Origin of the sequence: Halorubrum aidingense JCM 13560 (genome assembly GCF_000336995.1) — an archaeon.
GTDB classification, from domain to species: Archaea; Halobacteriota; Halobacteria; order Halobacteriales; family Haloferacaceae; genus Halorubrum; species Halorubrum aidingense.
Map to the genome: position 1 here is coordinate 134,925 of NZ_AOJI01000002.1, position 18,625 is coordinate 153,549.

Sequence of the window (18,625 nt, forward strand, 5' to 3'; positions counted from 1 at the left end):
ACTGGACACCTATCACCGGAAATTTGTGCTTTCCGATCGGTAGCCAGCACCCTCCGAGCGCGGGCCGTCAGGCGATCGGTGGGGTGTGTAGGATGCGTAAGGTGTGTCGTTCACCGCCCCCGATGCCGGCAGTCGCGCCAGCCGAAAACAGAATCCGTGTACACTGTCATGGATTGCTGGTTGCACCACTCATATGTGGGCGTGTCGTATCGATTGTCGTATGACAGGACCGCCGATCCACGACTTGCACTTCGCGGAGGAACCAAGCGTCGACCAAGTCCCCGGTCCGAATTCGCGGCGCCTCCTCGACAAGCAGGACGCCATCGACAGCAGCGCGGTCGCGTACCCGAACACCATTCCGCTCGCGTTCGAGGAAGGCCGCGGCGCGACCCTGAAGGACGCGGACGGCAACGTGTTCCTCGACTTCTTCGCCGGCATCGGCGTGTACAACGTCGGCCACGCGAATCCGTACGTCAACGACGGCGTCCACGCGCAGATCGACAAGCTCACTCACTCCGTCGACTTCCCGACGGAGCCCCGCCTCGACCTCATCGACAAGCTCGACGAGATCGCGCCCGGGAGCCTCGCCGGCAACAGCCGCTTCGTCTTCGGGGGGCCCACCGGGAGCGACGCCGTCGAGGCGTCGATCAAGCTCGCGAAGTACAACACGGACGGGAACGGCCTGCTCGCGTTCCGCAACTCCTACCACGGCGCGACGAGCGGGGCGATGAGCATCACGTCGAACAAGAAGTTCAAGAAGCCGTACGCGCCGCTGCTGCCCGACGTGGTGCACGCGCCGTTCCCGTATCCGTTCCGAGAGGGCCGCTCCCCCGAGGAGTCCGTCGACCGGGCGCTCGAGGAGGTCAGAGCGATCGTCGAGGAGCCGTACGGCGGCCTCACGGATCCGGCGGGTATCTTCGTCGAGCCCATCCAGGGCGAGGGCGGCGTCGTCGTCCCGCCGGAGGGATTCCTCTCGGGACTCCGCGAGATCGCCGACGAGAACGGCCTCCCGCTGGTGTTCGACGAGATCCAGGTCGGGATGGGCCGCACCGGCGAGTGGTGGGCGTCCGAGCACTACGACGTGACGCCGGACGTGATGACGACCGCGAAGGCGCTCGGCGGCAACGGCCAGCCGCTGTCGGGGACGATGTACCACGAGGATCTCGACACGTGGGGGCCGGGCGACCACGCGGGCACCTACCGGGGACACGTCCCCGCGATGGTCGGCGGGCTGCGCGCGATCGAGTACATCCAGTCGCACGACCTGCTCGACCACGCGACGGAGGTCGGCGCGTGGATCCGCGACCGCCTCCGCGACGCCGGCGAGAGCGATCCGGGACTGGGCGAGGTGCGCGGCAAGGGGCTGTTCGTCGGCGCCGAGTTCGTCGACGCGAACGGCGACCCGGACGGCGACCGCGTCGAGGCGATCCAGGAGTACTGCTACGAGCACGGCGTGCTCGTCTGGACGGCGGGGCAGTACGACAACGTCGTCCGGCTGCTCCCGCCGCTCGTCCTGACACAGCGGCAGGCGGAAGTCGGGACCGAGATCATCGCCGACGCGATCGCGGCGACGGCGGAGTAGCGGCGTCCGGCGCTGCTGAAGTATGCGTTATTTAGTACTATTCGCTCGCGGGCAGCACAGGGAACTCACGTACTGATCATTCTGTGGGTCCCCAGTACCCGCTAAGAATCGCGTGCGAGATGCAGAGAGCGCCCACATCGCTACCGCACTCGACGATCCTCTATGATCTGTCAGCGGATGTTAGAAAATCTATATATACATATCAATTGTTTAACTATTATGGCTTCCATGATGCCAACCCGACGGAAGTTTATCCAGATGAGCGGACTTGCGGCCGGCGCGATGATGCTCTCTTCGTCCGCGACAGCTGTGCAAGGAAAGACTCCCAACGCCGTGTTCGACCTCGATTTCAGTGACTCCGCTGACGCAGCGGACAACACGAGTACGAGTGCCGGGTGGGTCGTCGACCGCCGGGCCCCGGAGTCGTGGACGACCGATGCGGGGCGACTCCGCATCGACATCGACGAAAGCGCCGAGACGAGCGGCTTCTACGCGTATCAGGGTAAAAAGTACCAAGACGCGGACGGAGCGTACTGGAACGCGGGCGCGGGTTCACGTCTCTCGTACCGTTTCTACATCGACCCCGCGTGGGAAACCGACAGCGAAGCGCACGAGTCCGGTGTCTGGCCCGTTCTCGGAGATGCGAACGGGAACATCAGCGCCTATCCGATTCTCGCGTATCAGGACGGCGACGCGAGCGACACGGGTGAAGCGCGGTTCCGGACGTACGTCTACGAGTCCGACGAAGACGGCAACTTCGTCGGCGACGAGTGGATAGATCTCGGCCTCCCGAAAAAACTCGGTATCGATCCCGAGGCGGGTGGGTGGGTCACCGTCGAAGCGCAGCTCCAGAGCCTCAACGACGGTGCAGCACTCAAGTGGCGCATCGACAACAGGCTCGTCTTCGACGAGCGCGGATACAACGTGTTCTCGCCGAGCACGCAGTTCCTCGAATTCATCATTAACAGCGTCAACTTCGGGAACGACGCGACGTACTACTATGACGACTTCACGCTCTCGACGCCTGGAAACGCCAGAAACAAGTGAGGAACGTTGAGTCCCCTATTCCGTAGCTCCCGCGGTCGCCGCCACCTTCTTTATGATACCGACCCAACATAAATAAATGAACGTCCTCATTGCGGGTTCACACGGACAGGTCGGCCAACACGCGACTCGCATCCTCGCCGAGAGCGACCACGGCGTTCGGGGGATGGTTCGCGCGGAGTCGCAAGCGGCGGACATCGAGGACCTGGGCGCCGAGCCGGTCGTCGCGGATCTGACCGGGGACGTCTCGCACGCCGTCGAGGGAGTCGACGCGATCGTTTTCGCCGCGGGTTCGGGCGGCGAGGACGTGTGGGGCGTCGACCGCGACGGCGCGGTCACCCTCGTCGACGAGGCCGAAGCCGAGGGCGTCGAGCGGTTCGTGATGCTCAGCTCGATCGGCGCCGATCGACCCGATGACGGCCCGGAAGAGCTGCGAGAGTACCTCCGGGCAAAGGCGGAAGCCGACGAGTACCTGCGGGAGAGCGACCTGACGTACACGATCGTCCGGCCCGGCCCGCTGACGGACGAGGACGGTACCGGGCGGATCAGAATCGGGACCGATCTCGACGGAGACGACGCCGAGATCCCGCGCGAGGACGTCTCCCGGACGCTGGTCGCGACGCTCGGAGCCGAGAGCACGTACGGCGAAACGTTCGAACTCGCGGCCGGCGACGAGCCGATCGAGGAGGCGTTGCGGGAGCCGCTAGACGGCTAACCGCGTGATTCTCCGGAAACCCGACGCCGGCAGCGCCGATTCGGACACCGTCTCGTCGTCGTTCCATTCGCGGAGCTCGGAGTAGGAGCCGATGGCGTCGTCGCAAGATGACGCGACGAGAGCCGTTTGCGTGAATTCGGCGGATCTCCGGCGCAATAGGTACACAGTATCTGTGTGTAATGTACACGAAAAAGTTATCACGCTGCTGGCTGATCCACTTCGTAGACCCCTGTTATCATGCCACGGGAACACATCTTCGACGAGGCCGAGTACGAGCGGCGGGTGACTCGGACGAAAGAGCAGTTACGCGAGCGGAACCTCGACGCGATCGTCGTCAGCGACCCGGCGAACATGAACTACCTGACCGGCTACGACGGCTGGTCGTTCTACGTTCACCAGGCGGTCGTGGTCACGCCCGACCGCGACGAGCCGATCTGGATCGGTCGCGACATGGACGGGGACGGCGCGCGAGCGACGACGCACCTCTCCGAGGAGAGCATCCGCGCGTACAGCGACGACCACGTGCAGTCGCCGCGCGACCTTCACCCGATGGACTACGTCGCGGGCGTCCTCGACGAACTGGACGTGGCGGACGGGCGCGTCGGACTGGAGATGGACGCCGCCTACTTCACCGCGAAGTCGTACACTCGGCTCCAGCAGAACCTCCCGAACGCTGAGTTCGAAGACGCGACGCTGCTCGTCGGTTGGATCCGCGTGCGGAAGTCGGACCAGGAACTGGAGTACATGCGCCAGGCCGCTCGGATCTCCGAGAACGCGATGCGTGCCGGCCTCGACGCCGTCGAAGAGGGCGTCCCGGAGTACGAGGTCGCCGGGGCCATCTACCAGCAGCTGATCGCAGGGACGGACGAGTACGGCGGCGACTACCCGGCGATCGTCCCGTTGATGCCGTCCGGTGACCACACCGGAACCCCCCACCTCACGTGGACGGACCGGGAGTTCGAGGCGGGCGATCCGGTGATCATCGAGCTCTCCGGCTGCCGGCACCGCTACCACTCGCCGCTGGCTCGAACGACCTTCGTCGGCGAGCCGCCGACCGAACTCCAAGAGACCGCGGACATCGTCGTCGAGGGAGTGGAGGCGGCGCTGGACGCCGTCGAACCCGGCGTCAAATGCGAGACCGTCGAGGAGGCGTGGCGGACCACCATCGAGCAGTACGGGATCGAGAAGGAGGACCGCATCGGCTACTCGATGGGGCTCGGCTACCCGCCGGACTGGGGCGAGCACACCGCGAGCATCCGCCCCGGCGACGAGACCGTGCTCGAAGAGAACATGACGTTCCACATGATCCCCGGCATCTGGACCCCCGATGTCGGCATGGAGATCAGCGAGACGTTCCGCGTCACCTCGACCGGTGCGGAGACGCTGGCAGACTTCCCCCGCGAACTGTTCAGCGTCTGACCGGCCTCGCCGGTTGACCCCCGCCCGATCAGTTGTCCGAGTCCGGCGTGACGACCGCGTTCTCCAACTCCTCGCCCTCGTCGAGCGCCGCGACGTTGGTCGCGACGATGTCGGCCAGCCGGTCCCAGTGTTTGGGCGTGTGGCCGCCGGTGTGCGGCGTGATGAGGCAGTTTTCGAGGTCCCAGAGCACGTGGTCCGACGGGAGCGGCTCGGGGTCGGTGACGTCGAGGGCGGCGCCGCGGATGCCCTCTGTCTGGAGCGCGGAGACGAGCGCGTCGGTGTCGACGAGTCCGCCGCGAGCCGCGTTCACCACGACGGCCTCGGGCGGGAGCGTCGCCAACTCCGCCGCACCCACCATGCCGCGAGTCATCTCGTTGAGCGGGCACGCGAGCACGACGTAGTCGCTCCGGGCGAACGCCGCGTGGACGTCCTCGTCGTCGAAGCCGAGCACCGTGTCGGTCGGACCGCCCTTCTCCGGCGTGTACCGGATTCCGATCGTCTCCACCTCGAACCCGTCGAGCCGCTGGACGACCGCCTGTCCGATCGACCCGAGCCCCACCACGGTGACCGTGCTGTCGGTGAACTCGCGCGACTGGAAGTGGCGCCACTCGCCGTTCGCCTTCCGACGGAATCCCTCGTGGAGGTTGCGCGCGAACACGAGCATGTTGGCGATCGTCTGTTCGGCGATGCCGGGGGCGTGGATACCGCCCGCGTTCGTCACGGCGACGCCGTGTTCTCGTAACGCGTCGGTCGGGACGTGGTCGGTGCCGGCGAAGGTGCACGCGAACAGCTCCAGTCGGTCAGCGCGGTCGAGGAGGTCGGCGTCGAGCGTGATGCCGGTCACCACGCGAGCGTCCGGCACGAGTTCGCGTTCCTCGGCGGGCGTCCGAGCGAGCGCGACCGTCCGATCCGGGAGCCGATCGCGGAGCGCGTCCGCGTACGACGCCATCGACAGTCCTTCCGTTCCCTCCCGCAACACGACGATATCGGGATCAGCGGGCTGTTGTGAGCTCATGGGCTGTGGGCGCGTCGAGACGACGCGTTGGCCGATCATTACGAGGGGCTCTTTTAGCCTTTTGTGTATCACCTGTACACGACAACTGTGTATTATTAAGGGAGTGGAGCGAGAGCGTGTCACTCATGAACGAACCGATCCGAGATCGGCTCGCCAGCGTCCGCCGACGGTTCCACCGCCATCCGGAGCCCGCGTGGCGCGAGTTCCTCACGACGGCGACCCTCGTCGAGGAGATTCGATCGATCGGCGTCGACGAGCTCGCGATCGGGCCGGACGCGTACGATCCGGCCGACCGAATGGCCGTTCCCGAGGCGGATCTCGGTCCGTGGATCGACCGCGCTCGCGACCGCGGCGCGGACGGGGAGCTACTCGACCGGATGACCGGCGGCAACACCGGGGCCGTCGCCGTGCTCGACCGCGGCGAGGGTCCCGCGATCGGCCTTCGCGTCGACATCGACGGGCTGTTCATCGAGGAGTCCACCGACCTGTCCCACGACCCCGTCGACGAGGGGTTCCGCTCGGAGATCGACGGGACGATGCACGCCTGCGGCCACGACGTCCACATGACGTGGGGGCTCGCGGTCCTCGAAGCGATCGCCGAGAGCGACTTCGCGGGGCGACTGGTCGTGTTCTTCCAGCCGGCCGAAGAGACCGGCGGCGGCGGCCACCCCATGGCCGAGAGCCGATTCGCGGACGACCTCGACTACCTGCTCGCCGTCCACGTCGGTCTGGACCACCCGACCGGCGAGGTGGTCGCCGGGATCGAGAAGCCGCTGGCGATGGCGCACCTGGACGCGGCGATCGAGGGGACCTCGGCGCACGCCGGGAAGGCCCCGAACGAGGGAGACAACGCGATGCAGGCGATGGGGACGGCGATCGTGAACGCGTACGGGATCCCTCGCCACGCCGACGGCATGACGCGCGTCAACGTCGGGAAAGCCGAGGCCGGCACGGCGAGCAACGTCATCGCCGAGCACGCGCACATGGAGGCCGAGGCGCGCGGCGAGACGACCGAGCTGATGGAGTTCGTGAAAGGCCGGTTCGAGCGTACCGTGCGCGCCGCCGCGACGATGCACGGCTGTCGGGCGACCGTCGACGTGGTGAGCGAGTCGCCGCGCGCGGACAGCGACCCGGAGCTACAGGCGCTGGTGACCGAGGTCGCCGAGGGCGTCGACGGGGTCGAACGCGTGCTCCCGGCGGCGGATTTCGGCGCGAGCGAGGACGCGACGTTCCTGATGGAGCGCGTCCAAGAGGAGGGCGGACTGGCGACGTACCTCATCGTCGGCACCGACCACCCGACGAGTCACCACACGCCGACGTTCGACGTCGACGAGCGGAGCATCCAGCACGGCGTGGACGTGCTCGTTGGCGCGATCCGCGACCTCGAACGGCGACACCCCGTCCCCCACGTCGAGGACGAGGCGGCGATCCGCACCGATCAGCGCTGACGGGCTCTGCTGCAACTCTCTTCTTCAGACGGGTTCTGTCTGAAACAGCCGGTCAGCAGTCTGGAGCCGTTATTTCCAGAACGAGGCACTTGCGAAGCAATATATGAAAGCTATCCAGCCGAGCAAGAGCCCGGCGGTTATCACTACGAAGTCAGCCAATGTACTCCCAACAATTGAGAGATATCCAATGCCGATCGTCAAGAGTACCAGCGAAACACCGATTAAGAAGTGACATCGGCGTTCAGGCTTCGGCTCCATGGTTTATGATACCGTAACTGTACAACGCGTCGCCAAATATAGGGAGGCGAATGTCACGCAGAGATAATTACTGATTAACGGCGTAACAGCATTTGAGCAGAACGCCGCAAACGTCCTCCTTGTGGCAGCTGCTGAATTTTCGCGTTACATTCAGCACGCCGCTTATGTCTATTTTTAAGGGTTTCAACAGGGCCACCGGGGGCCAGCCCGGTTGGATCCGAGGACCGACAGCCGGGTCAGTCGGCCGTCGCGCTCGCGCTGACCGCGTCGATCGCGTCGAGGAAGATCCCCGTTCCGAGCGCGATTTCGCGTTCAGTCGCGTCCAGCGGCGGTAACAACCGGATCGTCTTCTTCCCGCAGCCGAGCGTCAGGAGTCCGCGGTCGAGAGACGCCTCGACGACCGCGGAGCGACGCTCCGGCGTGTCGAACTCCACGGCGAGCATCAGCCCCTTGCCGCGAACGTCGACGACGGAGTCGGCCGCGTCGTCGCGGAGGATCTCTCTCGCCTGACGGCCGCGCCGGGTCGCGTTGGCCAGCAGGTCGTGTTCTCGGATCGCCTCCAGCGTGAACGCGCCCATCATCGAGCCGAGGAGGTCGCCGCCGCCGAACGTCGAGCCGAGGCGGTTCTTCTCGGTCGGGAAGACGTCCGACCGGGAGATCGTCGCGCCGACGCGCAGCGCCTTCGCGGCCGCGATCACGTCCGGCTCGATGGCGTAGTGGTCCGCCGCCCACATCTCGCCCGTCCGGCCGACGCCGGACTGGATCTCGTCGACGACGAGCGGGATGTCGTACTTGTCGGTGACGGCCGCGACCTCGTCCATGAACGCCTCGCTGGGGAAGCGGTAGCCGCCGACGCCCTGGATCGGTTCGAGCGTCAGGAACGCGATTTCCGACGGGTCGACGTGGCCGCCCTCGGGTGCGAGCATGCTCCGGAGTTGCGAGTCGCCGCCCGCGAAGAACCCGCAGTCGCAGCTTTCGGCGTCACAGCTGCGATCCGCACAGAACGGAACCGTCTCGACGCCGCTGATCTCGGGGTACTGACGCGTGTACACGTCTTTGGACTTCGTCAGCGAGAGGGTGCCGAGCGTGCGGCCGTGGAAGCTCCCGGCGAAGGCGACGCCGTACTTCGCGGGGGCGCGGTAGTCGTGCGTGATCTTCATCGCGTTCTCCATCGCCTCGGCACCGGAGTTCGAGAGGAACACCGTGTCCATCCCGTAGTGGCTGGTGACGTCGGTCAGCCGGTCCATGAGGTGGCTCGATCCGGGGAAGTCGGCCTCCGTCGGGTCCGGACCGGCACCGAAGTACATGTCTTGGCCGGCGATCTTCATCGGCTCGACGAGGTCGAACTCGCGCAGCTTCGAGAGCACCTTCTCGTTGTTGTAGCCGAGCGGCGCGGCGCCGATGTGACAGGTGAAATCGAGGAGGACGTTGCCGTCGACGTCCGTGACGAACGGTCCGTCGGCCTCGCGGGTCACGTCCCAGACGAACTCGTGGGAGTATTCGCTGGGGGCGGCGTGCCGCTGGTGGAATTCGACCCAGCGCTCCGCGTTCGGGCCCGGCAGCGCGTCCGCGGTGGGTTCCGCCGTGTCCCTATTCATACACAGTTTATGTGTACAGTATCCATTAAAACTTGGTATGAAAACCGCGAAGATCGGACGCGACGAGCCTCAGTCGTCGTCCGACTCGATCGATCCGACCGAACTGGACCGGGAATCGGCGTCACGAGACGATCCGTACAGCACCGTCTCGTCCTGTAAGAGCACTTGGTCGTAGTTCTCGCCGAAGTCCTTGATCAGCGAGAGCATCGCGAGGAAGCAGACGAAGGCGAACGGCGTCCCGGTGATGATCGCCGCCTGCTGGAGCGTGTTCGCGCTGCCGGTACCGCCGAGGATCATCAGGATGGCCGCGGTCATCCCGAGGACGACGCCCCAGAAGATGCGGTTGATGTTCGACGGCTTCGCTTTCCCGCCGGTGGTCATCATCGAGACGGCCAGCGTCGAGGAGTCCGCCGACGTGACGAAGAACGTCGTCACGAGGATCATGAACGCGTAGATCAGCACGGACCCGATCGGGATCGTCATCGACGTTCCCCCGAGGTTCAACGAGAAGTTGAGCGCCTCGAAGAGGATGAACCCGGACACCTCCGCACCGGCCTCGCCGGACATCACCGCGCTGAAATCGGCGACGCCGTTGTGCTGCGCCCAGACCGCGGTGCCGCCGACGAAGGTGAACCACGGGATGGTGGCCCCGGAGGTCGCGACGATTCCCGTGAACGCGACCTCCCGGACGGTCCGGCCCTTGGAGATCCGAGCGATAAACAGCCCGGCGAACGGCGACCACGAGAGCGCCCACGCCCAGTAGAACACCGTCCAGGCGTTGACCCAACCGGTCGCGCTCGCGTCGCCCGACCCCATCGGTCCGGCGCCGGTGAAGAGACTCATCGAGACGAAGTCGGTTATCATGCCACCGAACGCCTGCGTGCCGAGCAGCACGAGGAACAGCGTCGGCCCCACGACGAACGTCGCGAGCATGAGCGCGACGAAAAGCACCATGTTGAAATTCGAGAGCCGACGGATCCCCTTGTCGACCCCGAGCACCATCGAGGTCGTGAACAGCAGGGTCATCATCGTGACGACGAGTAGAATCCCGATATCGCCCATGTTGATCCCCCACTGGTAGTCGAGCCCGGTGACGAACTGGCTCCCGATGAACCCGAGCGACGTGGCGACGCCGCCGATCGTCGCGAAGACGGCGAGGATGTCGACAACTTTCGCGAGCGGACCGTCGAGGTTCTCGGCACCGAGGATCGGCGTGAGCGCTGAGGAGACGCGCAGCGGGACGTTCTCGTAGTTGTACGCGAAGTAGCCGATCGCGATGCCCATGATCGTGAACACCGCGAGCTGCGGCAGCGCCCAGTGGAACAGCGTCTGCTGGACGGCGACCGTCATCGCCTCGGCCGTGCCCCCCTCGACGTTACTGAAGAGGGGCGAGGGGCTGTCGTAGTAGAACAGCGCCTCGGTCGGCCCCCAGAATACGACGCCCGCCGCGAACCCCGCGGAGTACAGCATCGCGAAAAAGGACAGGAAGCTGTACTCCGGCGGCTCGTCACCGAGTTTGATCCCGCCCCACGGCCCCACGATCAAAAAGAGGAGGAACAACACGATCAGGAACACGATCAACATCATCGCCCAGTTGAACGCCCCGAGCAACTGGTTGTTCAGTGAAGAGATTCCGCTCTCGACGGCGGACGGACTGACGAAGAACGCGACGATCACGCCCAGAGTCAACAGGGCGCCGAACGCGAACACGAGCGGATCGATCTCGTCCCGGAACTCCTCGATCATGCCCGGTTCAGAGCCGCTCATCAGGAGACACCCCCACGACGGTGACGGCTGCTTGATCCACGGTGCCTCCGTCGATCGAGTACCATGCTACGAGGTAGCATGCGCTGTGGATCGATGGTGTACACAATAAACGTTTCTCAACATGCGATATTCTATACGAATCCCGTAGATTGTATAGACGATCAACATGATGGGTAGCTAATATCTGCTCGAGGGATATTTACAGAGATGATCGCGAGATATTGGGCAATTGCCGAGAAACGTTCGAAATCGGCCCGACCGTCCAACCGATTCACATCGATACTCGGGCAGCGCCGAACCGATATCTAGTTCGGACCACCGCGGAGGGCCGGTCGGCGGAGACCTGCTCGTCATCGATATTCGTTACCGGGCAGGATCGGTCCGTCCCGCGCCGATCAGTTCGTCAGCTCTTCGAGCGTGCGCTCGTGGGAGGCGGCGCTCTCCGTCAGCCGTTCGGCGAACTCGTCGACGCGCTCTTTGATCTCCTCGCCGGCTTCCTCCGGCGAGAACGACTCCGACATGGTCAGCAGGCGGACGAACGCGCGGAGCTCTTCGTCGGTCAGCTCGGCGAACTCGTCGTTTTCGAGCTTCTCGACCACGTCGTCGACGTCGATCTGCCCGACCGGTTCGACGTTGAACTCCACGTTGACCATGCGGTAGTTCGACCCGGCGAGCCGCTGTTCCGCCTTCCCGACGCCCTCCGAGAGCATGTCCTTGAACGGCGTGTGGTACCCCATCGTCCCGAGGTGGAGGAACGCGAGCATGTCGGTGATCCCCTGCGTGTACGCCTCGCGGTCCTCGTCGGCCGGGTCGAACACCGTCTTCCGGTCGCGCTCTTCGAGACACTCGAACAGGATACTGAAATCGAGGATCGCGTTCCTGACGCGGCGTCGGATCCGGTTCCGCTTCTGTTTCCGCGAGTGATCCGTGTAATCCGTCTTCCGTCCGAGCAGAAAGTCACGGTCGGACGGAGTGAGGATTCCGCGAGGCCGGTCCGACTCGGCCGCCGCCTCCAGCGACTCCGGCACGTCGTTCTGGCTCATGGTACACAGAGCGGGTGCCACCGGATTAACAGTACTGATCCCACCAACGATCGTCGCCGAGAGCCCCGTATTTTTCCGGTCTGCGACCCGCTACGGCCGACGACGCGAGAGTTCCACGATCGTATCCGACAGCAGCGAGACGCCGATGTCCAGGCTCGCTTCGTCGATGTCGAACGTCGGCGTGTGATGGCTCGTCGGGTGGTCGGTGCCGACGAGCACGTACGAGGCCAACCCGCCGGCGTCTTGGACCCGCTGCATCAGGTACGTTCCGTCTTCGCTCGCGCCGAACTCCTCGGTCGGGATCACGCGCTCGACGCCGTCGGTGTCCCACGCCACGTTTCCGACGACCTCTCGGAGCGCCGGGTGGCTGTCGACGCACGGCGACTCGCTGATCACGTGCGGCGTGACATCGCAGTCGTGTAGCTCGGCGGCGGCGTAGAGTACCCGTTCGAGTTCGGTGCGCGCGTACGTCATCAGCGCGGTCGTCTCGCCGCGGACCTCGGCTTCGATCGTCACCTCCTCGGCGATGACGTTGCTCGCCGATCCCCCCTCGATCCGCCCGACGTTCACCCGCGTCGCCCCGTCCCGGTGGCGGGGAATCCCGTACGCGTTCTGGATCGCGACCGCGGCCGCCTGCATCGCGTTCGCCCCCTCGTTCGGCGCCTTCCCCGCGTGTGCACTCGCACCCTCGAACGTCGCCGTCAGGTGCGCCATCGCCAGCGGGCTTTCCACGCCGGCGACGACCTCGCCCGTCGGGTGCCCCAGTCCGACGTGGAGCGCGAACAGGTAGTCGACGCCGTCGAGGTGGCCGCTCTCGGCCATCGCCTTCCCACCGCCGGAGAGCTCCTCTGCCGGCTGGAAGAACACTTTGACCGTCCCCTCGAACGCGCTCTCCGAGACCGCGTCCAGCGTCCCGAGCGCGATCGCGAGGTGCGCGTCGTGGCCGCAGGCGTGCATGTACCCCTCGTGTTCGGACCGGAACCCCTCCGACGCCGGCCGGTGGTCGTCCTCCGCGGACTCCCCGATAGAGATCGCGTCGAGATCGACGCGAAGCCCGATGCACGGCCCCTCGCCTTGCGAGAGCGTCGCCACGACGCCGGTGTGTCCGCCCGCGGTGCGATCGAGGAGGTCGTCGCTGACCCCGGCACGACGGGCGCGGTCGAGCCACGGTCGGATCTCGTCGTCGTCCGGGACGGCCATCCGTTCGTCGGTCGCGAGCGCCTCGCGGCCGATAGCGATCTCGTCGACGCCGATCCGCTCGAGCTCCTCGACGACGCGGGCGGTCGTTCGAAACTCGCGCCATCCCGGCTCCGGATGCCGGTGGAACGCCCGTCGGAGTTCTGTCAGTCTGGCTCGCGCATCGTGGGACATCGTTGCGGGCTCAAAGCGGTCGGGACACTTAATCATGGCATCCGTTTCGACGCGATCGACGGGGGTTCTGTACGCTGGGAGTCTCGATTCCCGGCCCGCGAAGGCGAGGTGCGAGTTCGTACGCCCTTGGCCGGCACGGAAGGAGGTGAGCCCGACCAGCAAGGGGCTGCCACGGGATGCCGCCCTCTGCCTGCAAGAGCGCCTCAATTGCTGTCATCCGATCACGGTTGATCGTCGGCGATAACGGGAACCGTACTACTATGTGGCCCCCACGAGGACCCCAACACAGTTGATTCGGTGACGGACGTACTACGCGGCCTCGCGCTGTCAGCGCCGACACTCCTCCAGCAGCTCCCGGTAGAGCTTCCCGTCTCCCTCGACGTGGTCGTCGTGCTCGCCGTCGTCGCCGTCGCGCTCGCCCTGTTCGTCCTCCAGCCGGTCTCGATCGACACGACGGCCATCGCGCTGATGGTCACGCTCATCCTCCTCGGCCCGTGGACCGGCGTCTCCCCGGAGGAGGGCGTGTCGGGCTTCTCGAACCCCGCGACGCTCACCGTGCTGTCGATGTTCATCCTCAGCGAGGGGGTTCGAAAGACCGGCGTCATCCAGATCCTCACCCGGAAGATGGAGTCGTTCGCGGGCGAAAGCGAGTTCCGACAGCTCCTCGCGACGGTCGGGCTGGCCGGCCCGTCGGCGGGCTTCGTCAACAACACGCCCATCGTGGCGATACTCATCCCCGCCGTCATGAACCTCGCCCGGAAGACCGGGACCTCGCCGTCGAAACTGCTGATTCCGCTGTCGTTCGCGTCGATGATGGGCGGGATGCTCACCGTGATCGGGACGTCGTCGAACCTGCTCGCGAGCGATATCTGGGCGCAGATCGGTCCGACCGGCGAGCCGTTCTCGCTGTTCGAGTTCACGCAGTTGGGAGCCATCGTCCTGGCCGTCGGGATCGGCTATCTGCTGACCGTCGGGCGATACCTCACGCCCGCCCGGATCACCGCCGAGGGGTCCCCCACGGACCAGTTCGGGATGTCCGACTACCTGACCGCCGTCGTCGTGCACGAGGACTCCGACCTCGTCGGGTCGCGGGTGCGAGAGCTGGGCCGCGATGACCTCGATCTGGACGTGTTCCAGATCGTACGCAACGGCCGCACCATCGTTCACGGGCTCCCGAACGAGCGAATCGGTGCCGGCGACATCCTCTCGGTGAGAGCGAGCCAAGAGACGCTCGAACAGGTTCTCGAGGACGAACACCTCGTCCTCCTGCCCGAACTCCGCGACGCCGCGGCCGACGAGGACGAGCCGCTGCCCGAAGGGTTCCTGCCGGCACACCACGCGTGGGATCGGCCGCCCGAAACGGGTGACGCCTCCGCGACGGCAGACGAGACCGACGACGACGGGGACGAAGACGACGAAGACGACGAGGACGCTGACGACGCTACGGCGGAGACCTCGCTTACCGAGGTCGTGTTGCTCCCCGGGCCGTGGTCGAACCGCCGGGACGGCGTCGTCGGCTTCGAGCGCTCGTTCGACGCGACGGTCCTCGCCATTCGCCGGGGGGACGAGGTGATCCGACAGCGCCTCCGCGACGTCGACCCGCGGGCCGGGGACGTGCTGCTCGTGCAGACGAGTCCGGACGCCCTCGACCGGCTCCAATCCAACACCAACGTGGTCGTCTCCAGCGACGACCGGTGGGAGGAGTTCGACCGGAGGCAGATCCCTATCGCGCTGGGCATCGTCGCCGGCGTCGTCGGGCTGGCTGCCCTCGAGTACCTCCCCATCATGGTCAGCGCGCTCGCCGGTGTCGTGGCGATGCTGTTCTCGGGTATCCTCCGGCCCGCAGACGCCTACGAGGCCGTCGACTGGAACGTGATATTCCTGCTCGCGGGCGTCATTCCCCTGGGGGTCGCGTTCGAGGCGTCCGGGACCGCGGACCTCATCGCGACGGGGATCGTCGCCGGGAGCGTCGTTCTCCCGCCGATCGCGATGCTCGCGGCGTTCTACCTCGGCACCGCGGTCATCACGGAGATGGTGAGCAACAACGCGAGTATCGTGTTGATGCTTCCAATCGCCGTCGAGGTCGCGGGCCAACTCGGCGTCAACGCCTTCGCGTTCGCCCTCGCGGTGACGTTCGCCGCCAGCACGCCGCTCCTCAGCCCGGTCGGCTACCAGACGAACCTCATGGTCTACGGGCCGGGTGGCTACAAGTTCACGGACTTCGCCCGCGTCGGTGCACCGCTCCAACTCATATTGACGGTCGTCACGACGGCCGGCATCGCGTTCTTTTGGGGGCTGTAGCGCGACTGGCTCCCCGGCGGGTGCCTCGGTGACGACGTCTGGTCTCCCAGCCCGACGTCGACGGACTGGTCGGGCGTAGCGACGATCGGTTCACCAGTCGGCGATCTCGGAAGTGAGTCGGATCCGGTCAGGCGAACTCGGTCTGGAACCGGGTGATGTTTTTGTCAGTCCCGGCGACGACGAGTTCGTCTCGGGGTTCAATCACGAATGAGGCCCCGGGATGGGTGACGACGCTCCCGTTTCGCTCGGCGGCGACAACCGTACATCCCGTCCGGCGACGGATGTCTGCGTCAGCGATCGATTGGCCAACAGCACCCGGCGCCGTCGTCCGAATGAGTTTCAGCTGCGTCCCGGGAGAGAGAATCTCCTCGTCGAGGACGATCGACGCGAGCATCCGTCCGCTCACCGACGCGAGCGACAGCACGTAGTCCGCGCCGGCGCGATACAGCTTCGACACGCTCTCGTGATCGTTCGCTCGGGCGATGATCTCGATCCCGGGATTGAGTTCGCGAATCGCGAACGTCGCGAAGATCGCCGCCGTATCGTCCGGCAACGCGAGCACGATGGTACCGGCGTCCGTGATACCGGCCTCGCGGAGGACGTCTCGTTCCGTCGCATCGCCGACCACGTCAACGGTCGAGGTGTCGCTGAGATCGATCGTCGTGTACTCGAACCCGGCGCTCGTGAGCGCGGTCATAATGGCTTGCCCGACGACACCGATTCCGGCGACGATGACGTCTCCTCGCCGATGACGGCCTTCGGAGAGAGTCATCTCCTTCAACCGATCGAGGTCCGACTCGCTGCCGGTCGCGACGAGAACACTTCGGGCGTCAAACCGCGCATTCGGTGGGGGTGGACTCTGGAAATCGCCCCGGATCCACACACCGATGATATCCGCGCCAGCCCGCTCGAAAACGCCGCTGTCCGCGATGGTTCGGCCGATCAGTTCGCTCCCGCTCTGGAGCGGGAACTCCGCGATGTCGAAGTCCTCGTCAATCTCGACGGCGTCGACGGCCTCCGGGTCGAATGTGCCGACGGCCATGCCCGCGAGCTGCTCCCCCAGAATTCGCCGGGGTGTGAGCACGTGGTTGGCCCCCGCGTATCGGTGATAGTCCGCAGTGGTCGGATCCTCAGTCAGACTGATCGTCCGGACGTCGGGATTGACCTCCCGGGCGGAGAGGAGGATGCTCAGGTTCGTCTCGTCGTCGATGTTCGCGATCAGCGTGTCGGCGTGTTCCACCCGGGCCGACCGGAGCGTCACGTCTGACTCGGGGTCGCCGAACATCACGGTGTACCCCGACGTGTACAGGTCGTTCGCGACCTCCCGGTCGTCCTCGACGATGACGTACTCGACGCCTCGTCCGGTGAGTTCGTCGATGAGGACCTCTTCGCGAGCCCCGTAGTTACACAGCACCACGTGGCCATCGATCCCGTGTACCGACGACGGCGCAGTAGTGCGGAACGCGTCCTCGAAGAGCGGTACGACGAGCACGGGCAATGCCGCAAAGATGAGCACAAGCCCCGAAAGGGCCATCAGCGAGACGAGGTAGTTCATTTGGGGGCTCGACCAGGGGGCGTCTCCCCCGTACCCCACGGTGGTGACCGTCTGGATGACGACTTCGAGCGAGCGATACAGCGGCTGCGGCCGGCCCTCCCACGTGGCCATCCCGTAGTTGTAGAGGATCACGAACCCGGAAAGCACGCTGACGACGCTGACGAGATAATAGACGATGAGACGCGTTCGCCGGTCCATACTAACTACCGTCAGGAGTCACTACCAAATAGTCACTCCCCCGATAGCGGCGACTCGCTCAGCGGTGCCCCGATCGGCGACACCCACCGATCGCACCCGCGACGGGCGGAGACCCAGGGTGAGGCGTCGTGGGTGTGAGTGGCACCACCGACGCCGCCGGTCGAGACGAACGAGATCTGCGGAGGGGGACTCCCGATTCATCGCCAGCTGTCGCTGCCGCGTCAGGTATTTGATCGTCCGGATCGATACTCCGGTATCGCATCGGATACCGCTACGGACGACCCAGACGGACCGGACGACCCGAGGCAGGGAACAGACTCGGACCGCGCAGACGACCCGGACGGCCCGGACGCCCCGAGGCAGAGAGCAGACTCGGACCGCGCGGACGACACGTCCGACGGGCCCGTCACCAGACGGCGACTCCTCCTCGGGGTCGCGGGCGGCCTCGGCCTCCTCGGAGCCGGCGGCCTCTACGTCACGCGATCGCTGAGCGGCGACTCCGGCGGGTACGAGGCGCCGGAGACGCAGCCGATGGTGACGACTCGGGGGCGACTCGACGCGGCTGATCCGACGGAGCGAGTGGGCTCGTGGGACTTCGGCGGGGCCGACGCGGTGGTCCTGTTCGTCCACGGCCTCGGTGCGGACGCCGCGTCGGCTCGCGATCAGGCGTACACCGCCCGGCTGGGCCTCGCAGCGGCGACGGGAGCCACCACGGAAACCGGCGGCCCCCCGGTGGTCGGCTACTCGTGGGCGTCGAACGTCGACTGGGGGCCGGCCAAGCGAACCGCGGACGCCAACGCCGCCCCGCTCGCCGACTGGCTGACGGCGTGGGCCGACGACGACGGGCAACCGGTCCACCTGTTCGCTCACTCGCTCGGCGCCCGCGTGACGGGGGCAACGCTCCGCGAACTCGCCGATCGCGGACGGACAGACGTCCTCGCCTCGGTGTCGCTGTTCGGCGGAGCGATCCCGGACGACAGCGTCGCGGCCGACGGACGGTACGGGTCGGCCATCGCGGCGGTCGACGCCCCCGTCTTCAACTTCCACAGCCGGAACGACCGGGTCCTCGGCTGGGTGTATCGCGCCTCGGACCGGACCCGCGCGGTCGGTCACGGAGGGCTCGCGGCGTCGGCGAGCGCACCGGCCAGGTATACGGATATCGACGTCACCGACCTCGTCGCGGACCACTACTCGTACGTCGAGCCGGAAGAAGGGTGTCTGCCGCGGGCGATCGAGCGGATCGGAATCGAGTGAGTCGGCCGGATAGACTCCGGACGCGTCTCCGTCGATTCGATCGCGGACCGCCGTTTG

13 protein-coding genes are annotated in these 18,625 nt (G+C 66.0%); 7 read left to right on the plus strand and 6 right to left on the minus strand.

Going from position 1 to position 18,625, the window contains the following annotated elements:
• The first annotated feature begins 220 nt into the window (after positions 1-220).
• The 4 genes from C461_RS00670 to C461_RS00685 all read left to right on the plus strand — a co-directional run bounded on the left by C461_RS00670 (position 221) and on the right by C461_RS00685 (position 4,760).
• The gene (locus C461_RS00670; RefSeq protein ID WP_007997702.1) at positions 221-1,582 is read left to right on the plus strand and encodes an aspartate aminotransferase family protein; all 1,362 of its coding nucleotides are present in this window, start codon (positions 221-223) and stop codon (positions 1,580-1,582) included.
• Positions 1,583-1,840: 258 nt separating this feature from the next.
• Complete coding sequence (locus C461_RS00675; RefSeq protein WP_239639073.1) at positions 1,841-2,629, plus strand: hypothetical protein; 789 nt, start codon at positions 1,841-1,843, stop codon at positions 2,627-2,629.
• A 76-nt stretch (positions 2,630-2,705) separates the two neighbouring features.
• Positions 2,706-3,341, plus strand: a complete 636-nt coding sequence (locus C461_RS00680; RefSeq protein ID WP_007997704.1) for an SDR family oxidoreductase — start codon at positions 2,706-2,708, stop codon at positions 3,339-3,341.
• Positions 3,342-3,578: 237 nt separating this feature from the next.
• On the plus strand, positions 3,579-4,760 hold the full coding sequence (locus C461_RS00685; protein WP_007997706.1) for a M24 family metallopeptidase: 1,182 nt from the start codon (positions 3,579-3,581) through the stop codon (positions 4,758-4,760).
• Between the two features lie 28 nt (positions 4,761-4,788).
• Here C461_RS00685 and C461_RS00690 read toward each other — a convergent pair whose 3' ends face one another.
• On the minus strand, positions 4,789-5,775 hold the full coding sequence (locus C461_RS00690) for an NAD(P)-dependent oxidoreductase (protein ID WP_049906175.1): 987 nt from the start codon (positions 5,773-5,775) through the stop codon (positions 4,789-4,791).
• A gap of 125 nt (positions 5,776-5,900) precedes the next feature.
• Between C461_RS00690 and C461_RS00695 the strand changes: the two genes are divergently transcribed.
• Positions 5,901-7,223, plus strand: a complete 1,323-nt coding sequence (locus tag C461_RS00695) for an amidohydrolase (protein WP_007997711.1) — start codon at positions 5,901-5,903, stop codon at positions 7,221-7,223.
• Between the two features lie 494 nt (positions 7,224-7,717).
• On the opposite strand, the gene C461_RS00700 is transcribed toward C461_RS00695, so the two are convergent.
• The 4 genes from C461_RS00700 to C461_RS00715 all read right to left on the minus strand — a co-directional run bounded on the left by C461_RS00700 (position 7,718) and on the right by C461_RS00715 (position 13,260).
• Positions 7,718-9,079, minus strand: coding sequence for an aminotransferase class III-fold pyridoxal phosphate-dependent enzyme (locus C461_RS00700; protein WP_007997712.1), 1,362 nt, complete (start codon positions 9,077-9,079; stop codon positions 7,718-7,720).
• A 69-nt stretch (positions 9,080-9,148) separates the two neighbouring features.
• A complete protein-coding gene (locus C461_RS00705) occupies positions 9,149-10,846 on the minus strand; it encodes a BCCT family transporter (RefSeq protein ID WP_193365795.1) in 1,698 nt (565 codons plus the stop codon).
• Positions 10,847-11,241: 395 nt separating this feature from the next.
• Positions 11,242-11,889 carry a hypothetical protein gene (locus tag C461_RS00710; protein ID WP_007997714.1) on the minus strand — a complete coding sequence of 216 codons (648 nt, stop codon included), beginning with the start codon at positions 11,887-11,889 and terminating at the stop codon, positions 11,242-11,244.
• Positions 11,890-11,979: 90 nt separating this feature from the next.
• Positions 11,980-13,260: an amidohydrolase gene (locus C461_RS00715; protein WP_007997715.1), complete on the minus strand. Its 1,281-nt coding sequence runs from the start codon at positions 13,258-13,260 to the stop codon at positions 11,980-11,982.
• A gap of 297 nt (positions 13,261-13,557) precedes the next feature.
• On the opposite strand from C461_RS00715, the gene C461_RS00720 reads away from it, so the two are divergent.
• The gene (locus C461_RS00720; RefSeq protein WP_007997716.1) at positions 13,558-15,561 is read left to right on the plus strand and encodes an SLC13 family permease; all 2,004 of its coding nucleotides are present in this window, start codon (positions 13,558-13,560) and stop codon (positions 15,559-15,561) included.
• 127 nt (positions 15,562-15,688) lie between these two features.
• On the opposite strand, the gene C461_RS00725 is transcribed toward C461_RS00720, so the two are convergent.
• Positions 15,689-17,314: a potassium channel family protein gene (locus tag C461_RS00725; protein ID WP_007997718.1), complete on the minus strand. Its 1,626-nt coding sequence runs from the start codon at positions 17,312-17,314 to the stop codon at positions 15,689-15,691.
• 531 nt (positions 17,315-17,845) lie between these two features.
• On the opposite strand from C461_RS00725, the gene C461_RS00730 reads away from it, so the two are divergent.
• Complete coding sequence (locus C461_RS00730; protein WP_049906177.1) at positions 17,846-18,568, plus strand: DUF726 domain-containing protein; 723 nt, start codon at positions 17,846-17,848, stop codon at positions 18,566-18,568.
• Positions 18,569-18,625 lie beyond the last annotated feature (57 nt).